14 protein-coding genes are annotated in these 19,650 nt (G+C 43.0%); all 14 read right to left on the minus strand.

Translation table 11 applies throughout. The features are described 5' to 3' along the window. Positions 1-7: 7 nt before the first annotated feature. The gene (gene tssH, locus QSH61_RS09670) at positions 8-2,695 is read right to left on the minus strand and encodes a type VI secretion system ATPase TssH (RefSeq protein WP_174168830.1); all 2,688 of its coding nucleotides are present in this window, start codon (positions 2,693-2,695) and stop codon (positions 8-10) included. 28 nt (positions 2,696-2,723) lie between these two features. Beyond that, complete coding sequence (tssG, locus tag QSH61_RS09675) at positions 2,724-3,689, minus strand: type VI secretion system baseplate subunit TssG (protein ID WP_227387105.1); 966 nt, start codon at positions 3,687-3,689, stop codon at positions 2,724-2,726. After that, complete coding sequence (tssF, locus tag QSH61_RS09680; protein ID WP_039495808.1) at positions 3,690-5,414, minus strand: type VI secretion system baseplate subunit TssF; 1,725 nt, start codon at positions 5,412-5,414, stop codon at positions 3,690-3,692. Further along, positions 5,414-5,815 (minus strand): type VI secretion system baseplate subunit TssE, encoded by a 402-nt coding sequence (tssE, locus tag QSH61_RS09685; protein ID WP_039495807.1) that lies wholly within the window; start codon positions 5,813-5,815, stop codon positions 5,414-5,416. Before tssE ends, tssF begins: the two co-directional genes overlap by 1 nt. Before the next feature lie 78 nt (positions 5,816-5,893). After that, positions 5,894-6,379: an Hcp family type VI secretion system effector gene (locus QSH61_RS09690; protein WP_010377064.1), complete on the minus strand. Its 486-nt coding sequence runs from the start codon at positions 6,377-6,379 to the stop codon at positions 5,894-5,896. A gap of 165 nt (positions 6,380-6,544) precedes the next feature. Further along, positions 6,545-7,051, minus strand: coding sequence for a hypothetical protein (locus tag QSH61_RS09695; protein WP_227387104.1), 507 nt, complete (start codon positions 7,049-7,051; stop codon positions 6,545-6,547). A 752-nt stretch (positions 7,052-7,803) separates the two neighbouring features. After that, positions 7,804-9,330, minus strand: a complete 1,527-nt coding sequence (gene tssC, locus QSH61_RS09700) for a type VI secretion system contractile sheath large subunit (RefSeq protein WP_174168826.1) — start codon at positions 9,328-9,330, stop codon at positions 7,804-7,806. Between the two features lie 11 nt (positions 9,331-9,341). Next, positions 9,342-9,860: a type VI secretion system contractile sheath small subunit gene (tssB, locus tag QSH61_RS09705; protein WP_174168825.1), complete on the minus strand. Its 519-nt coding sequence runs from the start codon at positions 9,858-9,860 to the stop codon at positions 9,342-9,344. A 58-nt stretch (positions 9,861-9,918) separates the two neighbouring features. Continuing rightward, complete coding sequence (locus QSH61_RS09710) at positions 9,919-11,502, minus strand: TssA family type VI secretion system protein (protein WP_206473209.1); 1,584 nt, start codon at positions 11,500-11,502, stop codon at positions 9,919-9,921. Beyond that, positions 11,499-12,491: a type VI secretion system-associated protein TagF gene (tagF, locus tag QSH61_RS09715; protein WP_010604829.1), complete on the minus strand. Its 993-nt coding sequence runs from the start codon at positions 12,489-12,491 to the stop codon at positions 11,499-11,501. The genes QSH61_RS09710 and tagF overlap by 4 nt, the downstream gene beginning before the upstream one ends. Positions 12,492-12,498: 7 nt before the next feature. Beyond that, positions 12,499-16,209: a type VI secretion system membrane subunit TssM gene (tssM, locus tag QSH61_RS09720; protein WP_174168823.1), complete on the minus strand. Its 3,711-nt coding sequence runs from the start codon at positions 16,207-16,209 to the stop codon at positions 12,499-12,501. A gap of 4 nt (positions 16,210-16,213) precedes the next feature. Continuing rightward, positions 16,214-16,936, minus strand: a complete 723-nt coding sequence (icmH, locus tag QSH61_RS09725) for a type IVB secretion system protein IcmH/DotU (protein WP_206473207.1) — start codon at positions 16,934-16,936, stop codon at positions 16,214-16,216. A 16-nt stretch (positions 16,937-16,952) separates the two neighbouring features. Next, the gene (gene tssK / locus QSH61_RS09730) at positions 16,953-18,293 is read right to left on the minus strand and encodes a type VI secretion system baseplate subunit TssK (RefSeq protein WP_206473201.1); all 1,341 of its coding nucleotides are present in this window, start codon (positions 18,291-18,293) and stop codon (positions 16,953-16,955) included. After that, on the minus strand, positions 18,293-18,700 hold the full coding sequence (tssJ, locus tag QSH61_RS09735) for a type VI secretion system lipoprotein TssJ (RefSeq protein WP_232003163.1): 408 nt from the start codon (positions 18,698-18,700) through the stop codon (positions 18,293-18,295). Before tssJ ends, tssK begins: the two co-directional genes overlap by 1 nt. Positions 18,701-19,650 lie beyond the last annotated feature (950 nt).

Consider the following 19,650-nt stretch of genomic DNA (forward strand, 5'->3'; position numbering starts at 1 on the left):
TCTACCGTTAACTTAAGTCGGCGAATACGGCTTCAATTTCACCATTTTCATCCAGTGTCAGCGTCAGCAGATCTGGCATATCTTCTTCGCTCATAAAGCCCAAAATTGAGCGAGCGATCCCAGGTAAAATTTGTTGTTCAATTGTTGCGTTAACCAATCGTGCGCCGCTATCAGACATAGCGCATTTATCGGCTAGATAATCTAGCGCTGTTTGATCTACGCGCAGTTGTATTGCGTGATTGTCACGAAGTCGTGCTGCGACCTTTTCAAGCTTTAGTGCCACAATATGTTTTAACACATCGGTATCAAGCGGGAAGAAAGGCACAACCTGCATACGTGCTAAAAGCGCAGGTGCAAAATGCGCGAGCAAGTTTGGCTTAATTAAGCTGACTAGCTGCTGAAAGCTCGGTCTCTCAAACGGTGTTTCTTCCTCGTTGTTGTCTTGTGCTTCTTCATCTTCAGGTACGCCTTGCTGAATGATCCCATCCACCATTTTTTGCATGGCCTGCTGCTCGGTTTCTGGTGTACAAGCATTGATGATTTGCTCAGCCCCTAAATTAGAAGTCATGATAATAACCGTGTTTCTAAAATCGATTTCACGCCCTTCACCATCACGCATTACACCCATTTCAAACACTTGGTAAAACATATTCATGACATCTGCGTGGGCTTTTTCCACTTCGTCAAGTAACACCACAGAATATGGACGTTGGCGCACCGCTTCGGTCAACACCCCGCCTTCACCATAGCCTACATAACCCGGTGGCGAGCCTTTGAGTTGTGATACCGTATGTGCTTCTTGATATTCACTCATGTTTATCGTGGTTAAGAATTTTTCACCACCAAATAGTAGTTCGGCTATGTGTTTTGCGGTTTCGGTTTTACCAACCCCTGAAGGACCCGCTAATAAGAATACGCCCAGTGGGCCAGACGACGCCGATACACCCGCTTTTGCAACCCGTAAGGTTTGTGCAATCGCAGTCAATCCAGCATTTTGACCCACAACGCTTTGTGCCAGTGATTGCTCAAGCTTAAGTAAGCTCTCCAGCTCGTCTTTCACCATGTTACCGACAGGGATCCCAGTCCAACTTGCGATCACTTGCGCTACCGTATCGCTGGTCACTTCAGAGAAAATTGCATTATCATCTTGATTTAACGCAGCAAGCGCTTGTCTAATCGCAGGTTTCTCTTCGTCACTTGCACCGTGTAAGGCATTATAAGTATCAATTTGCAGCTCACGACTTTGCTCAAGCTCAGCAAGCTGCTCTTGGGCTTGTGTAAGCGCATCGGTGAGGCTTTGAATACAAGTTTGATCTGCAATCCCAAGCTTTGACTCGATTGCCAAACGTTCAATTCTGCTTTGATAGTAACGGATCTGCTCTTTGGCTTTATCAATCACCACAGGCGATGTTGCCGGTCCCATTCTGACCATAGCAGCGGCGGTATCTAGTACATCAATGGCTTTGTCAGGTAATTGTCTACCTGTGATATATCGTGCAGATAAAGTAACCGCGGCTTCAATTGCACTGTCTGTGATTTGAATTTGGTGGTGCTTTTCGTATTTATCTTTCAGCCCCGTGAGCATGAGCTTCGCAGCTTGCTCGGTTGGTTCATCGACTTTAATTAATTGAAAACGGCGCTCAAGCGCAGCATCGCGCTCAAAATATTTTTTATATTCGCTCCATGTCGTTGCAGCAAGTGTTCTTACTTCTCCACGTGCAAGCGCAGGTTTTAGTAGGTTTGCGGCATCTCCCATGCCAGCGTCGCCACCAGCACCAATCAAGGTATGCGCTTCGTCAATAAATAAGATAACGGGGGTCGCTGAACGCTTTACTTCATCAATGACTTGTTTAAGACGACGCTCAAATTCACCTTTTACACCTGCTCCAGCTTGTAGCAGACCCATATCTAGTACGCAGATCTTAACTTCTTTAAGTTCTGGCGGAACTTGCCCTTCAACTACGCGCTGAGCAAGTCCTTCTACCACTGCCGTTTTACCAACACCAGGCTCACCGACAAAGATTGGATTATTTTTACGGCGACGACACAACACATCAATAGCGAGGCGGATCTCCTCGTTGCGCCCAAGGACTGGGTCAATTGCACCAGAACGTGCTTTTTCAGTGAGGTCTTCACAAAATGCTTCTAGCGCGCTTTCACCTTGTGAGCGACTATTCGACACCGTGTTGTCAGCATTTGGCTTACTGAATACTTGACGCTCAGTCGAACCTTTACAGATCTTATTTAAATTCTGCTTTAAGAAGTGCGTATCAATCTTGTCGAACTCGCGTGCCAGTCCAAATGCAGGGCTATATATCGCCATGTCTTTGAACGAGTCAATCAGCGCAGCTCCTGTGATCCAATCATTTTGATGGCGCATGTTTGCGCTGAGCCATGCTTTTTCTAACCACTCATAGAGGCGACGGGAGAAAACCGGCTTGCTCGGGTTACCAGCATCTTGTTGATTGATAAATTCGAGCGCACTATTCCACAATGCGTCTTGATCAACTTCGAAGAAAGGTAAGATCTTCGCAACATCGCCGTCATTGTGCTCTTCCATTAACTTTAATAGGTAATGCTCTGGTAGCACTTCAAAATGCTTTCGACTCGCTGCGAATCCAGCCGCGGCTTCTAACGCTGTCGCGCTGTGATGATTGAGTTTGTCTATGAGATTCTTTATGCCTGTTGCGTCCATCTTTTAATCCTTGCTATTCCCGTTCGCATTAAAACTGTGATTGTGAATATATTTTCTTCTCTACGCGTGCGTTAACTTTACCTATCGCACAACTTATCCCAAGCTTGCCAGCTCCTAACCGAGTTCCCTCGCGTGCTTGGCGATTGATCTGCACTACCAGTTGCCAATTCATTTTGGTTGAGGTGTGCCAATTTAATAATTGTGATAAACGTTTGGCTTTTACACCACCGGGCTCATATAGCTGCGCCTCAGCCTCGTCCATTGGACCAAGCTCAATGCAAATACGATTGCCCGTCACCAATACACGTTTGCCCAATATGCCATTGCCGCCCAACGAAAAGCCGCTTTGTTTTGACCCTAACTTACCCGCTTCGGTAATTCCTTCCCACTCAACGATATTATCTTTAATCGTTAAGCTTTCGTCTTGTAGCGCTTGCTTTAATACTTGCTCAAGCCCAGCTGCGCTGGTTTGTTTGGCACTAATTAGGTTTAATTTGCTCTTATCTGACTGGTTATTTTCAAATACTGCAGCAACTATTTGATCAAATTGCTGCGCACCTATGCCCGCAAGGTTTATCTGAGATTTCTTCCAACTTTGAAATAGCTGGCAATACAATACATGATTAAAGAGATCTAAAAATGCACGCGTTCTAGCACCTATCTCCTCGTCTCCTGCGGCTTGTTCTAACAAGTAGTGCGGCATCGCAGCGTCAACGCCATATAAACCGAGAAATGATGTTTCGAGCCTCAGTTTACCTCGTTGCCTTACTTGCAATTCACAGCGTCTAACGTCTGACGCTGGAAACCCAAGTTCTTTATACGGTGCAATTTCAACGCGATGACTGTGGCCACTTTGTAACTCGTTATTGCTAGCCCAGTGCTGTTCAATAAGCGTTAGCGCCTTGTACAAACTAAAACGCCAAGGTGTTGCCATCAATTTAGCGATTGGCTCTGGCAGTTTTGCCCAAATAGGTTGGTTTTGCTGCTCCATCATTTACACCTGATAACTATCGCCTGCAGTCACATCCCACTCCCACTCGTGGTAACTTGGCAGCAGCGTCACTCGGGTTTTTAAGCACTCGTTGATTGGTGCATATAGTTTAAAGAACTGATGCAACACATCGCAAAAATGGTAAGCGTCGGCTGTACAAACAAAGCTCTTTTCGTTTAGGGTTAAGTGTATCTCTATTCCTTTAACAAACACGCCCTTTTGTAGCAATGAGATAGGTTTAGACTCAGCGCCTTGGATGCTCTCGATACGATTTCGATTTTCAGAGCGCTCCGACCAATCAAACAGCGCCAATAGCTTTTTCAGCTGGGTTGGCTCCGCGAGCTGAGAGAAACGCATATTCAACAAGCTAATGAGCTGCCAATGTAATGCCTGATCAGGAGAATTAAGCAACTTGCTCGGCCTTACGACATTTTTAACGCTAAGTACCGACGGCACATCAGCGCTTTGCGCATTGATATCGCCTTCTTGCAGTGTTTGCCTTGGCCACGCCGCGTTATGTGCCAACAGATCAGTCGATAAAGTAGTAATATCACCCACTTCTTGCATTGAAAGCTGAATGTACGTCTGTGGCGATACCCCGCCAATATCACGGCTTATCAGTGAATACAAATGGGCGTTATCTTCATATACCGTGCTATACCGAGAAACAAAGTCGATGGCTTCTCCAGTGCTACTGCTTGCGCCTTGTACCGACTTCACGCTATAACAAAAACTCTCTCCAAGTTTATTTTGCACTGGATGCAATTGGTACTCTGTTTGGTTTTCACTGACTCGGATAGGCTCGGCATCTACAGGATAGATATTTACCGCAGGTACACAGTTAAGCAGGATATTATCCGCGTTTACTTTGTTACCGGGCGGCAATTTAATATCACTGGCTATTTTGATGCTGATAGTATTAGTGTCTGGATCAATATTTAGCGTATCCAGTCCCGTTAGTTCAACAAAATAGAACTTTTCACGAGAGTTAAAGTAATCAAGCAGCAACGCATATGCGGGATGACTCTGTTCGCTATTCGGCAGCATTCCGGTGCTGTCTTTATGAAAAGCCGCATCAATTTTTGACTTGTTCAAGGTATATTGCGTCGTACTGCCAAGCTTTCCTGTCTCAACCTCTATCGCTGCATTTGGATTCTTCATCATTTGATAAAGACTGGCACAAAGCGGCGTGTCTCCACGTAAATACACCCGCAATTTAGAGAGATCGTAATCATCTAAACTGCCTTGGCCTAACCGCTTGAGGTGCAAGTTTAACGTTGCACCAGTGTGGATCTCATGATAGTCCACAGAGTAAATCTCAAACGGCAGCACTTTCGTTTCTGCGGTGGTAGTAAAGTGACAAGCCACAGGGGCGTTGTCACTTTTATGGGAAGAGATTTTCGCGCCTTTTGGCACACTCACCAGTCCTTGCATAGTGAGTTTTGGCGCAAACTCTAGCACCGTCGTAGACGGATAATAATTTAATAATATTGGGCAAATCTGTCTGAGTACCTGCTCAGACACTTCGGGTAGCGTTTCGTCCAATCGCTTTTGCGTAAATGCCGTTAAGTAAGCGACTCCTTCGAGCAAGCGCTCAACATGAGGATCTCTATCCTTTAAAGCGTCAATATTTAAAAAGCCGGCATGTTCAGGATACTGCTGAGCAAATTGTTTACCTGCTTGTGTTAACAGCCTCATTTGCGCATCAAAATATTGCTGCATATCCATTAGTCTGCTCCTCCTGCATTGACGTTTGCTTTACCACCTGATGCAAACTTAGTATTCAATCTGATTATCTCGCCGGTTTTTAATTGCGCTCTTATCTCAAATCGAATCACACAGTTTTCCTCTTTTATGTCGATGGGTCGAACGATGAGGTTAGTAATTCTTGGTTCGTACTTTTCTATGGTTCTTTTTACTTCATTGGCAAGTGTTTGCTGCGAATAAGGTAGCCCTTCATATAGATCTTCCACATCCGGTAAACCGTAATCACCTAAGTGCTCAAGCACTCCCCTACGCGCATTCAATAGTTGCGTTAGGTGTTTACATACGCTGTCGCTTAGATGCGATAAATTGTTATCGCTATAGGCTTGGCGTGATGGCTGAGCTAGCAAATCAAATAAGGCCATAGAAAAATACGCTCTCTATTCATTGCGCGAACTAGTGTAAGCTTGAAAAGGAGGCCAATAGGCCTCCAACACTCGAAATTAACGACCTTCAGTCCATGAGTCAGAGAACTCAATGTTACCGTCTAGGTACGTCCAAGTGATGCGCTTGTAACGCATGTGCACTGTTTCAAGGTGAGGATAACGCTCTTTATCCAAATCTTTAACGTTGTGCATTGTTGGCGTGATTGAAGTGATTTTCACGTCTTCAAGCGTATGGCGGAAGTACTCACGCTCAGTACCAGTGTCATCAATACGGTACCATTTAAGCTCAAGTTGCTTTAATGTTTGACCGTTTGAACACGCTTTGTACATGTACGGAGTAGCAGCATCCACAGCTTTTGTGATAACAAAAGGCTCGTGCTTACGAGTACCTGTTAGCTCGCCCGTGTCGTTATCAGTTGGGATACGCAATTCGTGATCGAAATGCAAAATCTCAATTGAACCTTCACGCTCAGCTACAGTTACTGAACCTTTAACGTCGTTACCTTGGTCGTCCTTTAACCACATATACGCTGGAATTGCCATTTTTAATTTCTCCTTTTAAGATAAGATGTTTCCTAATTATTAAAGGCATTGATCAAACGCGTGTTTTTCACGTTTGATCCCCAAACAAAGCGCCACGCTTTATGCCAATTTGGGAACATGTCCCAAGTTGGTGGCAGCCAACTTGGGGCAATCTTTCACTACATGTTATAAGTCACCACGTAATTCCATCACTAACGTCGCCGCATCAAATGGCGTTTTTAGTATATCCAGCTGCAAAAAGTGCTGCTGAACTGCTTCGGGTAACTGTTTAAATTCGAATTCAGCTCTAAGCTCTTCATTCCATCTAAGCGTCACAAAACTGTCTACCGTGATTAGCTCATCCTTTGGCGCCGTCTGATTGTAGTGCTCAACTGCTTTTAAAAAATTTACATCATGGTCTTGCATACAATCATTAAGCACCACGTAATGCAGGTAATTTACTGCCTCTACGACTAATTCTATCTCTAGTTTGTCTGTCTCTAGCTCGCTTGGGCGAACGCGTGGAGTATGCTCAAAACACGTTTCCATCGCCGCGGTGTAAGCTATAGCTGCTTTTTGCAATTTCTTTTTTGCAAAGAAGAGCTCTGGTGTCATCTCCTGGCTATATGACAAGTTAGTCACCAAGGCTGTACTTAGTACTATCAACCAGCTACATACTTTTCGTTTAAACATGACAATCCATTGCCTCATAATTTCTTTCTCTCAGATATTTCAGTCTTCTATCGCACAACACTTGTTTTGGAGTACAACGAGTAAGCATTTATTATTTTAAGTTTATGCATGGCTTAACTGGTTCTCCTATAAAGCTTCTGTACTTAACTACAGGCAAGGAAAATAAAATTAAAATCCAGATTATATTCCCAAAAAACAACATTTCAGACGAGCTATAACCGCCCAAATAAAATTCGTTTAACAACGAGTATATATTTACAAACCACCACACCCAAACTACCAAACCCCATGTTCTTTGACTTAACACACGAACTTGTAATATGAGCAATAAATTTGCTACCAAAACCAAGCTATCTAAGACAAAGATAACAATGTCTACAAACGCGACGCTAATCTCAGACGAGGTTAAAAGCTGATTGTCGTATATTGAAAACACAGTTAAAGAACATTGCATTAAAAATATAAATTTCCAAATAATATGGTCTGCTTCTATATTCATAAATATACCTTTTAATACCAGCAACCATATTAAACTTGGTCTTTTTATTGATAACCGTTTTCCATAATTGTGCTTATCAACCTAACCGGGTTTAACAACTTCTTCTTTTTGCACTTTTAGACGCAAGCTCAACTAACATCTCAAAAGCGCTTGCCGCTACTTCCGAAACTCTACAATGAAGGTTCAATGTCATGCTTAATAATGGGCAGCATTCACTGCCCTAAATACGCTTCATTGGTTCTTCAGGTGGCCTTCATTTTTCGCCAGGCATTTGTCCAACGAGTGCGAGGCGTACGTCGATACCTTCCACTTGGAAATGTGGAACCACATACGTATTCACACGGTAATAACCAGGATTACCCGGGATCTCCGACACAGTCACGTTGGCATCTTTTAACGGGTGCGTAGCAATTAGAGACTCGTCTGGATTATTCATCTTAGTAACTAATGCACCTAACCAATCATTAAGTTGCTGTTCTAGCTCGTGACGAGGCTTACTTGAACCGATATTTTCACGTTGGATCACCTTCATATAGTGCGCAATACGTGATACCAAGTAGATGTAAGGTAATCTTGCATTGATCCGCGAGTTAGAGGTGGCTTCCGGCGTCTCAAAAATTTGTGGCTTTTGCGCACTATTTGCAGAAAAGAAACACGCAAAGTCACTGTTTTTGTAGTAGCTCAGCGGGATAAACCCTTGGTTTGCAAACTCAAGCTCTTTGGTTTCAGAGATAAGTACTTCTGTTGGGATCTTAGTTTCTTGACCACGACCTGCCTCAAAAGAATGCAGAGGTAGATTTTCAACGCGACCGCCAGATTGTGGACCACGAATATTTACCGCCCAACCATTTTGGTGGAAGCTACGGACGATATTTGCGGCGAACGCAAAAGTCGCGTTACCCCATAGATAACGTTCGTGATGCTCACTACTAACGTCTTCTTGATAGTTAAAGTGACGAATTGGGTTTAAGTCGCCGTATGGTAAGCGCAGTAAGAAGCGTGGGAACGCTAAGCCAATATAACGTGCATCTTCTGATTCACGGAAGTTCTTCCAACGTAAAAACTCAGCACGCTCCATGTAAGAGCCCAAATCCTGAATTTTTGACACTTCTTCAAGCGAATCTTTTAAGAAGAACTTGGCACCAACACTACCTAAGAAGGGACAATGGGCTGCTGCAGAAACCCTTGAAATTTCTTGCAATAACGATATATCAGGCGCTGAACAATCAAATTCAAAGTTTGACACCATAGTCGAAATTGGCTCGCCCCCTGGTGTGTCATACTCAGCCGTATACACTTGCTTATAAAGCGCAGATTGCGTGGTATCTGGTGCTTCTTCGAAGTCGTCACGTAGCGTTTCTTTATCAACATCAAGTAGTTCAAGCTTTACGTTTGAGTTATTTGGACAACGATTCACCAAATAACGCAATGAACGCCACGCTGACTCTACTTTTTGAAACTGTGGATGATGTAAAATTTCGTCCAGCTGTTCAGAAATAATTTTGTCGACTTTAGCGATGTAGTCATCAAGTAATAACTTGTCGATACGCGACACTTCTTTGCTGTCATTAGTGGCCATGTCTAAAAAGACATTGATAGCAGCAGTTAAGCGCTCATTGGTGTCTGTTTCCGCAAGATTATTAGCATCACGGAAGTTATCAATGCTGATTTCGCTTGAAACCGGCTCAATAGACACAAGATTACAGATTGTTTCGTAAGCTGAAGCAGTCAAAGTCTCTTCTTTACGCGCTTCAACGTTTAACGTTTCTTGCATATTCATCGGTAGTATCCTTACTCTTGCGGTTGTTTTTCTTGCTCAGATAAAAGTGGCGCCAGCTCATTAAGGCGTGCTTTTAACTCATCTAGCTCTGGTTTGTTTTGTAAAATACGCTCCAGTTCTTTTCTCAGTGTTGAGTTATCAAGCAAGTTAGATTTCAGATCACGTAACAAGTTACGCATCGACATCATCTTGTTAAGCTCTGGCACTTGCGCTGCAACCTGCTCTGGGTCGAATGACTTAAAATCATCAAACGTCAGGTTGATACCGATTTCACCGTCACCTGCGATTTTGTTCGATACTTGAAACTTTGCCTTTGGTGACATGTCTTTAAGCACTTGCTCTAAATTATTTTTATTAATAGCAATGCGCTCTCGCTCAGCGAGGTCACAGTCGTTTTGGCCGTTGGAATAATCACCCACAACCAAAACTTTCATCGGTAGTTCACTCTTTTGCGTTGCACCTTCGGTTTCCAGCTCAAGCGCTATATTAATCCGCGCTCTTGGGATCTCTTTTTGAAACGTATCAGACATAGTCTTTCCTTATTTAATCAGTCGTTGCGCCTGCCGTTACAAGCCCAGCGGTTAACAATCAAACCCAGTCAATCGCTGAGCTTACTTTGGTTACGAGCATCTGCTGCTTTATCGCGGTTGCTCGTAGGTCAAATTCATCCCCTTGCTCCAAGGATATTGCTTCATTACATTGCTTGGCATAACGCCAAACCTCTAGAGCAAACGACTCATGCCATAGATCCAGTCGGTACTGTTCAATGTCTTTAAGCAGCTGCTCAAACATTGGATAGGCAAGATCAGCGCGTTCACTGCGCATCAATAAACGCGCTTGATATAATTTTTGCTTTGCAAAATCGAACTTGTCTTGGGCAAACCCTTCCATTAGCTGCAGTGCTTGCGCAAGCTTATTTTGGTCAACAAGCGCCTGCGCTTCTTTAAATTTATCTAACCAAATCTTCTGATTACCGTCTGTGCTCGCACCGTCACCTTGGCTTAATAGTTTATGCTCACCAATTCGCTCACGATTCGCCGCGGAGCAGAATTCACTTCCATCTTCATATTTAAGACTTAACAGTGTTGGATACTGATCAGCAATTGCCGCTAACTCTAATTCTATCCACTGTGCTTCTTTAAATAGCTTGAGCCCTTCAAGTGCAGCGATGGTTAGCCTTTGTAAATTAAGGTTAAAATGCATCGCCCCTTCCATAAATAAGGCTTCTGCCTTTTCTAACGCCTGAGCAAAGTTTTGTGCGGCTAAGGCGTTTTCAATAGGCACAAATGCCGCTTGCCTGGGAGCTGGTAGGCGCGTTTTCAGCTCACCATCATGTGGTGGTAATGCAAGCGCCCCCCACCTCACTGCACGTGCCAAGCGAATCGCTCTCATCCAATTTTGGCTTTCTTTGTCATACGCCAATAGTTTGCGAACTTGCTCTGTATAGGCCGAGTCTGACTGCGGTGCTTCCACGGCAATAGCAAGCGTGGAAACTGGCTTTGAAGCAACAGCTGTAGGCTGTGAAGTCGCCGCTACAGATTGCTGTACTTGAGGCTGTTCAGCGGTTGCCACTTCAGGGTTTTCAACAGGTTCTCGTACCGTCGCAACAGGTTGTACAGGAACTGGTTGCGAAACCAAACCTTGCTCACACCAGTGTTTTAAATCGGCAAGCGGCCCTGAGTCTGCATCAAGTATCGCCACCGAATCTGTTGCATACTGTTCAAGTACACGCTTTAATTCTGGCCACTGCTCCGGCACTGTCGCGCTGTGCGCTGTAGCAACACCAAGTAAGCGCTGTTGTTGTTGTAAGAACCAAGTATGAACCGATGCTCTCGCACGTTCTTTCACAGGGTGGATCTGCGCCTGATACTGTTGCAAAAGCTGATTGAACAAATCTAGCGAGTGGATCAAACCCTCAAGCCCAAACTCATTGGTAGCGGCCAACGCTAGATACGACGCAATGCGAATATCTTTGGTTTGTTTTTCTAACAGTTCTGATGCCAAAATAAAGTTGGCTTTGAAGTCTGGCTCGGCAACACCAGATGAAGAACCTTTTAGTAATTTAAATGACTCTTCGTATTTTAAATCGTCACCGCATGGCATACCGCCTAAAGGCGCCAATAAGTTTTCATGCCACTGCTGCCAGCTCTGATACTTATGTGGTTGACTCATAACTTACTCCAACTCCTTAACGCATCGAAAACACTCATATTTGATGCTTTTGCCAATTCATACATATGCGGTGTCACCGGATGTTGAGGCAAAGTCCCTGTTAGATTAATGGTCGTTGACAAGCTATTGTGCTCAAGCCAAACAGACGCAAAATACGAGGCTGGCATAGGTCTGCAATACACCACCAGCGAAGCTTTCTGGCTCAATTGACCATAGTTGTAAAAACACCAAGGCTGCCAGTGATGATCGGCCACCATATTGGTAATTAGATGTAGCCAAAATGCACCTAACAGCTGAGTATCTTCACCCACTTGTGGCATCGGTAATTTCAACCCGAACTGACAACGCAAACAGCCTTGTGTTTTGATCATTTTGAGCGCAGACATCACTTGGCTTATTAATTGTGCTCGCTGGTCAAGATCTTCTAGTTCAAGTGCATCCCATACACGCTGTATCGGTGAAGCTCGTAATGAAGACATCGCCTTATCGAAATCAATCGGTTGCGAAACCAGCTCACTTACCTGCTTAAGCTCCTGCGCGCTATGACGCATTTGCTCAACACTACTGCAGTTTCTGATCAGCTCATGGCTTAAGCTTAATGATTTAAACGCACTACCACATTCACTAAATAAAAATGCAGGGTTTTGTTTGTAGTCCGCATTACTCGATAACACGAACGAACAAAATGGATATTGTCTTCCACTTTTATCTTCGCTTGGCTGTAATGTGCCTAATAAACAGTTTTCGTCTTGACCTGAGGCGATAAAAAATAACGTTGACTGCTCTTTTTGAGAAGATGCATCTTTTATCAACGCCTGTCGGCTCATGTCTGCATACCCTTCTTGAAGCCAGCGCTCAAGCGTAATCGCTTCTCTTGAATCAACGTTAAACTTAATGAAGTCTGCTTGGATTGGGTTCTTACCCATAAATCCAAATGGCTGAGTCGTTGGTACCTTGGCGACTTTCTTATTATTAAAAAAACCGAACATGCCTGCGTTACCTCAACGCCAAGTTTTCATTAGAAGCAACACTCACCTTGGTATCAAACAAAGACTCCGGCAGCGCAAATGACGTCATAAAATATTTACTGAATATGCCACTGTTTCTGCTCGACTTAAGTGCAACTTGAACTTGGATTGGCTCAACACTAGCCTCAGCTTCTCTTTGTAATTGCCACGTTGCCATAAATTCAGTACCACGAACCCACTGCACATTCGCTTCATTCAATACTTTTAGGAATGCCCAAGGTCCTGACTTTTCGATTTCGATTCTGCGGCCTTCACTGTCTAAACCATATACCACTGCTTTTTCAGTGCCCGCTCTTGCAGGCCAGTTAAAACGACGCCACTCTTCAGGTTCGTTTCTATAACGGTAATTTTGGTCACTAAAGCCGATATAAGTTTCTTTTAATCCCTTTTGTGCCACAGGCATCATTTGGAAGCTAATACCCACCTCAGAACCGTCTCGAGGAAATAGCGAACGCGTAACCTTTCTCGCCTTAGTTAGCTTGTCTAGTACCCCAGGCTTAAAGCCGATACCAATCCCATTCCACGTTTTCTCTACCCACTCACCACGTTTTAAACGAAGGTAAGGAGATAGATTTTCAGCCATAAATTGCCAAAACACACCTGACTCTTGGTTTAGCAGTTCGCTAATATCTTCAACCGCTGCATCTGGGCCGTCGATATTGAACGGATATTTACCACGGATATTTTCTTTGTATGTTAAGAATACTTGATTAGACCAACGCTCATTAAGCTGTACTTTCGCTTCGTTCATTACTGTCTGCACACTAGCTAAAAGTGGTGCTTTTAGTAGTTTTTCAAGTGCTTGCTTAGTATCTGGGTCAAGCGCTCTTACTTGGCTTTCTACCACCACCCAGGCACTTTGCAGCGCATGGTTTTTGCTATCACCGTTTAACAACGTTTGAGTAAATGACATCGCCATATAGTCATCATTGTTACTCGCCGCGATCGTTTTGATGTCTGAATGAAATGCACTCAAAGCACCGAGATATTGCTCTAGGTAATCAGAGCGAGCGTTCTCTTCTCCTTTTGCCGTATAGCGGCGAAGATCTGCAAAGCGGCTCGACAGTTCAGGTACACGTTTTCTCGCAGCGGCTTCTATCTTTGCACCTTTAACCTTGCTGTTTTTAGACTTTGCAAGTAATGCATTTGCCTGCTCGGTCAACTTTTCTGTTTCTACCGTTTTGTTTGGCGAATCAATTAGATTCACGTTGTCGTCGATTGACGCCATTAAATCGACCAACGGACCTTCTGGTGATGACAACTGAGCCAGCGTTAAACTTGCCGCGTTGCTCGTATTAAATGGGCTTATTTCTACTGAATTTAAAAACTCAAACCACACATTGGCATAGTCTCTGAAATACAGCGCACGGATAGATTTAACTAAAGCGCTCGCTTTTGCTTCATCGACAGAACCTTGGCTTTCTGCGTTGTCTGTGCCCATCACCCAGTCGCCAGAGAATGCTTTGCTCGCGATGACCTTGATGGCGTCGTATACTTCATTTTCCCAAGCTTCTTTGGTGTAAACGTATGGAATACTGATCTTGGACTGCAAAAAGGTCTTGTTGTTTTGCTGCATCATTTGATCAAGCGTTAGTGCGGCTTTCGATACCGTTACTTTTGCTTTGATCTGCTCATATAACGCAGTCGGTTCTGGCGCACTCATTAAGTCTGAACGAGCCTGACTCACTAAGAAATCATTACTTTGCCAAATCGCAAGTTGCTGCGGTGCAGGCTCAACCGCTAATTGGGCTAAGTAAAAATCAATCAGTCCTGACAGTTGTTCTGTTAATACTTGCGTGTCTTCGTTTAGCGTTAGCTCTAAGCGGTCCGCCGTGTAGTCTAATAGCTCAGACTTAGCATAGTCTTTGTTTAAACGCTCAAACTCATTACTCATCATGAGTTGCAGCTTAAGTGCTTGATAGTACTTATCACGTAGCTTTGGCTCGATACGTTTAGCAACCTGCTCTTCTGTACTTAGCAATGCAATCCAGTTTTGATGGCTTTCAAACAGCGCTTGTTGCACAAGCTCCGAACTTGGTTCACCAATGAGCGCTTGTACACGCTGACGTAATACCTGTTCTATTGGCTTTATGGTGTTGTCAGCACTGTAAACACCAAGTAAGAAATACCAAGGCAGCTTTTTCTCATAGCCTATTAGCTCTTGATAGTGTGCAAAAAGAGACAAGGTAGAGTTAAATTGCTCGGCCAACGGCTGGTTTTCAACTCGTGTATTAACAACAGCAGTCGTTAATTTATCACTGGTTGTTAAAAGCTGCTGATTGTGGGTATAAGAGTTAACCAACAAGCCCGCTAGAGCAAATACCGACGTCACACACAAGCATACAGCAAAGCCTTTTAGCCATTTTTGTACGCGGCGCTTTTTCCGGTTACCCCGAGTGAGGTCTTGCAATTTAAACAACACATCTTTGAATACTTGGTTGATAAAAAATGCGGAGGTAATGCTTTCTTGACGATACTCAAACAATACTGATCTAAACGTAGATAGTTTGCTCGTTGCGCTACGCTCGATAGGCGTACCTTCTTGCGTACCAGAGGTAAAATACACACCAGCAAACCACGGTACTTCTTGGTACGGATTTTCTTTAAATAATGTGTCAATAAACTCTTCGACTTTAGCTGACGCCGCTTTAAACTGATTAGGAAAATCATAAATCAATTGTTTCCGTTGAGCGTTACGCTCACGCGTCATTTTAACTAGGCGCTGATCACACAGTCGCTCATACAGGCCAGTAAGATGCTTTGAAAAGTTCTCGCTCGCCACTTCACCGGTATTGGTGCCATCTTCTTCAAGTAAATACGCGCCCCAGGGTTGCTTACGCTCATCTTCACTTAGTTCATTAAAGAAAGGCTCAAAGCCGCTGATCAAATCACACTTGGTAAATACCACATATACTGGAAAGATAAGTCCAAGTTGATTGATTAACTCATCAATACGAGCGCGGATCTGTTTAACGTGGTCACGGATCTGTTCGCTGTCTGAAGTCAAGATATCAGCAACGCTAATAGCAACCATCACTCCATTGATTGGTTGTTTAGAACGGTATTTACGTAACAGCTTTAAGAATGACAACCATTGATCGTTATCTGATTCTTCAGTGGTATAACGACCTGCGGTATCAATCAAAACGGCTTGATCTGAAAACCACCAGTCACAATTACGCGTACCACCAAAACCTTGGATATGCAGTTGATTAGATTTTGAATAAGGGAAATGCAGTCCTGAATTTGCAAATAATGTGCTCTTACCCGCAGCCGACGGACCAATGATCATATACCAAGGCAAGGCATACAGCGCAGCGTTACCACGATACCCGGCCCCCAAATGAGAAGCTTTTAATGCAGACAGCGCTTCTTCCATTTTGGCTTTGATTTCTTCGACTTCGGCTTCTGTTCCCGCATGATTGTTGGCAATTTCTTTCGCTAACTTGTCACCAGAGCGCTTCACCCATAACCATCGAACTAATAAAGTAAGACAAAACAGACCAAATACAGCACCCATCACCATTAAACGATGATTTTGATCTTCAAGGCCAATAAACCGGCCTGCAAACCAAATTAGTGTCAAAATTGCGAATATGCCGACCCAATGAGCCGTCGCACGAGATGACAAAAATCCTAAGACTAGGTGCACTAGTCCACTACGATTCACTCCTGACATGATGTTACCTCGCTTTCCCTGTTTTCTCTAACTGCGTTAGTACTTCAATATGCTTATCAATTTGCACGACTTGCTGGTTCGCGCGATTCTCAATGAAATACGTTGAACCAACATACATACTGGCAAGTAAGGCGAGCGTTACTGACAAAATAACCCAGTACGGTAGATTTCTTCCCACCTTAGTAACCATACTTTCTTGTGGTTTTGCATTATCAGAAAGCTGTAATTTTGCAGGTCCAGCAAGCTCTTCTAATTGCGCTCTAACATCCAACATCAACGCTTTGAGTTGCTCGACCCCTTTTATCTTATAGATCCCTTCGAAACCCAGTTGTAAACAAACAAAATAGACTTCTAGTAATGTACGTTGCTGAGCCGCTACACGGCGGATATTTTCAAGCTTTTCATAAAAAGCTTCTCCCCCACGCATATTGCCAAATAATTCTAATTGTAAAGGTCGCGCCATCCATTCCATACTATACGGCTTCTGTGCCGTCATGATTTGCTCATCAACCAAAGCAGTTAGTGCAAATTTGGCTTCTTGCATGTCTGACGCACTGATCCGTGCGTCATAACAGCTCTTTTCATATTCATCAAAAGCATCCATGACTTTACTGCGTAGACCGTCAACTCCTTGATGATCAGCCCCGCCCTGGCGAATTGAAGTAAGCACTTCAAGCACCGGTGAAATGCAGGCGACTAGTTCAGATTTATTTTTCGACGCTTCCATGACCTTTACCTACTAACTATTTACTCGCCACTGAAACCACTTCAAGTTTCACGCCTTGAAGGCTAAATGGCACAAAGATTCTTAACGCTAATTCCTGTACAACTTGTTCCCAAGCAGCGCCATGTGGTTCCACTTTAAAATACTCATACCCACCTTTAACTGACACTCTATTCGGTGGGCGCTGGCAATGTGTTAACTTCACACCACCAAGCGCTGAAGCGATTAATATTTCTAACTGACTTGGCGCTGCCAGCTTAACTTGCTCTGCAAACAACTCGATCCATTGCGTAGATTCATTTTCATAGAAAGCCGCAATGTACAGCTCACCCCGTGTCAAGGTACTGCTTTCTATGTCTTTAACCTCAAAGATTGACTGAGAGATTGCACTGAGTACTAGATCAGACGAGCGTGCTGCGCTTATCGAACCAATAAGGGTTTGAATATGAGATTCGATTAAACCAAAGCTGCGCGTTAAGTCTTGATGGTCATAAACAGGTAACTCAAATTTACTCGCTTCTGGTTCGAAATTTATCAGTTGGCAGACCAGTTTATTTAGCGCCATAAACAGTGCATCAGGACTAGTTTTGGCGGTGGTACTTAACTGCTTAATCTCAGGAAAAACAGAGCTAAATGTTTGTAATAACAAAAAGTGTTTGAGTTCTGTTGGACCAAAATCTTCCACGATCCCCATACTCGCACGATTGGTAAACATCGCGGTGTACTTAGCTTCAACCATATTGACGAGTTTATTTACACGCTCGGCTAAATAGCCATGGGCTTTGATGTTTAACAGTGGAGGAATATAGCTTGAGTCAATTTCGAACTGCCCATGTTCACCACGTATAACTTTTATGCAAGGCAATTGCTCGATAAAACTGTTACTTGCGCTGAACTCAACCAGCATAAGTTTAGGCTTAGCAACCATCACTTCTGCTTTTCGGTTTGGATCATGTGCATCTTGAAGCTCAACAAAATCACAGTCATAAGCACTAAGCTGCCCAGTTTGCGGGTAACCTTGGATATTACTTACTGAATGATTGTTCGCGAGCGCCACACTAATGATGTATTCGCTTTTGTTATCTTCAAGCTCAAACATAGGTGCTTCGTTGTCAGCAAAAACATGATGTATATGACGACCACTTTTGAAGATTGCCGCAATACTTTGCAGTTTGACTACACCTTTGGCTAATGCCGATTCGTCGAATACAATTCGGTCTAAACCATATGCATTGTCTCTAAGACTTTGCTGTACACCAGCTAGTTGAGATTGCTGGTATTGATCGAACAGTTGTAAGTGCTGCTGACTGAGCATTAAACCTTCAGCCCAAACAGGTTTGTATACGTTGTTGTGCTGCATTACTTGTCCTCCTCTACTTCAGGTAAGCGAAGCGAGTTACTTGTAATTTCAATATCTAGAGAAGTAGATAAAGGCACAGGCCAATCATTTAAGTCATAAAATGCGCGCCAGTTACCACCCGTTCTATCTCTAAATAGTGCAACAAAAGCCACGTACTTTGCAGATTCAGCTTGTTCAAACTCGATTTTTATACGATCTGAGGGGTTTACGGTACGTTCTTCCACCGTAACTAAGGTGTTAGCCAGAATTGATTTATCGGACTTCCAAAGCTGTTCAAATGTAGAATTTTTAAACGCTTGAATATCAGTAAGTTGATATACTTTTAATACCACAGGTAGTGGCTCGTTAAACTGGTTTAAATTTATGTTATCAGTAGCAGTTACGTCTAACTTAACGTAAGTAGACATACAACCAGTCAAAAACAAAACCATTATAAATAAAGCATTCCTAGCCATATCCGCCTCAATTATAAGACATCCAAATTAGATTATTGGAAACAATTAATCTTTTTAATTTCCAGTACAATAGTAAAAATACATTTGATTTAACTATTTAACAAGAAATTACAGAACACAAGTATGCAGTTTGTAACTGAATACTAAGTTAACATTCAAAAATCTTCTTAAAAAATATTCAAACCATTGTTTTTTATAGGTTTTACTTTCTATTGGGAATTCAGGGAGGAAGTCACGAGACTTAATGAGCAATTCAGTTTGCATTAAGCTTTCTTACAACTTGTTGAGATAGACACTTCCCTGAAAACAAAAACCACACTAAACATCTGGACTTTTGATGTACATTCTCGAACGGCGCATAAGATACACAAACGCTTTTTACAGATCAACCTTAATATCAAACTAATATTATCAACCACCAAAAAACACACTTACACTCCACCAAATCCATGTAATAACCTCCATTATTATATTAAATTAATTTAATAACAGATAATTACACATAAAAACCGTATTTACACTACATTAACCAAGCTTTATGGATTGTTGTGAGAGTTTTCAAATCAACCAAGGCTAAATTTCATGCACACAAAGGTGGTCATTCACGACACAATCCAAAGTGCTAAGGTCACTAGTTATGAACTAACCACTTGTATAAATGAAAGTTTTGTTTTCCATAGTACTTTAGAACCAGGTTCCGATATTCATGACAAACTTTCGACTGGGAATGATGTAACTTTTGAAACAATCAAGCCAGATCAAATAATCACTTTTTCCACGGATGCCCCTTTTTTAAATTCGTGCAAGGGTGACTTCAGAGCGTACCTATTCTTATAAATTAACCTTAAAGCCAAGGATAGAACCACTTAAACAAACAGAAAAAAGTCAAGCTTTTGTAAAAA

Source organism: Pseudoalteromonas sp. JC3 (assembly GCF_030291895.1).
Taxonomy (GTDB): domain Bacteria; phylum Pseudomonadota; class Gammaproteobacteria; order Enterobacterales; family Alteromonadaceae; genus Pseudoalteromonas.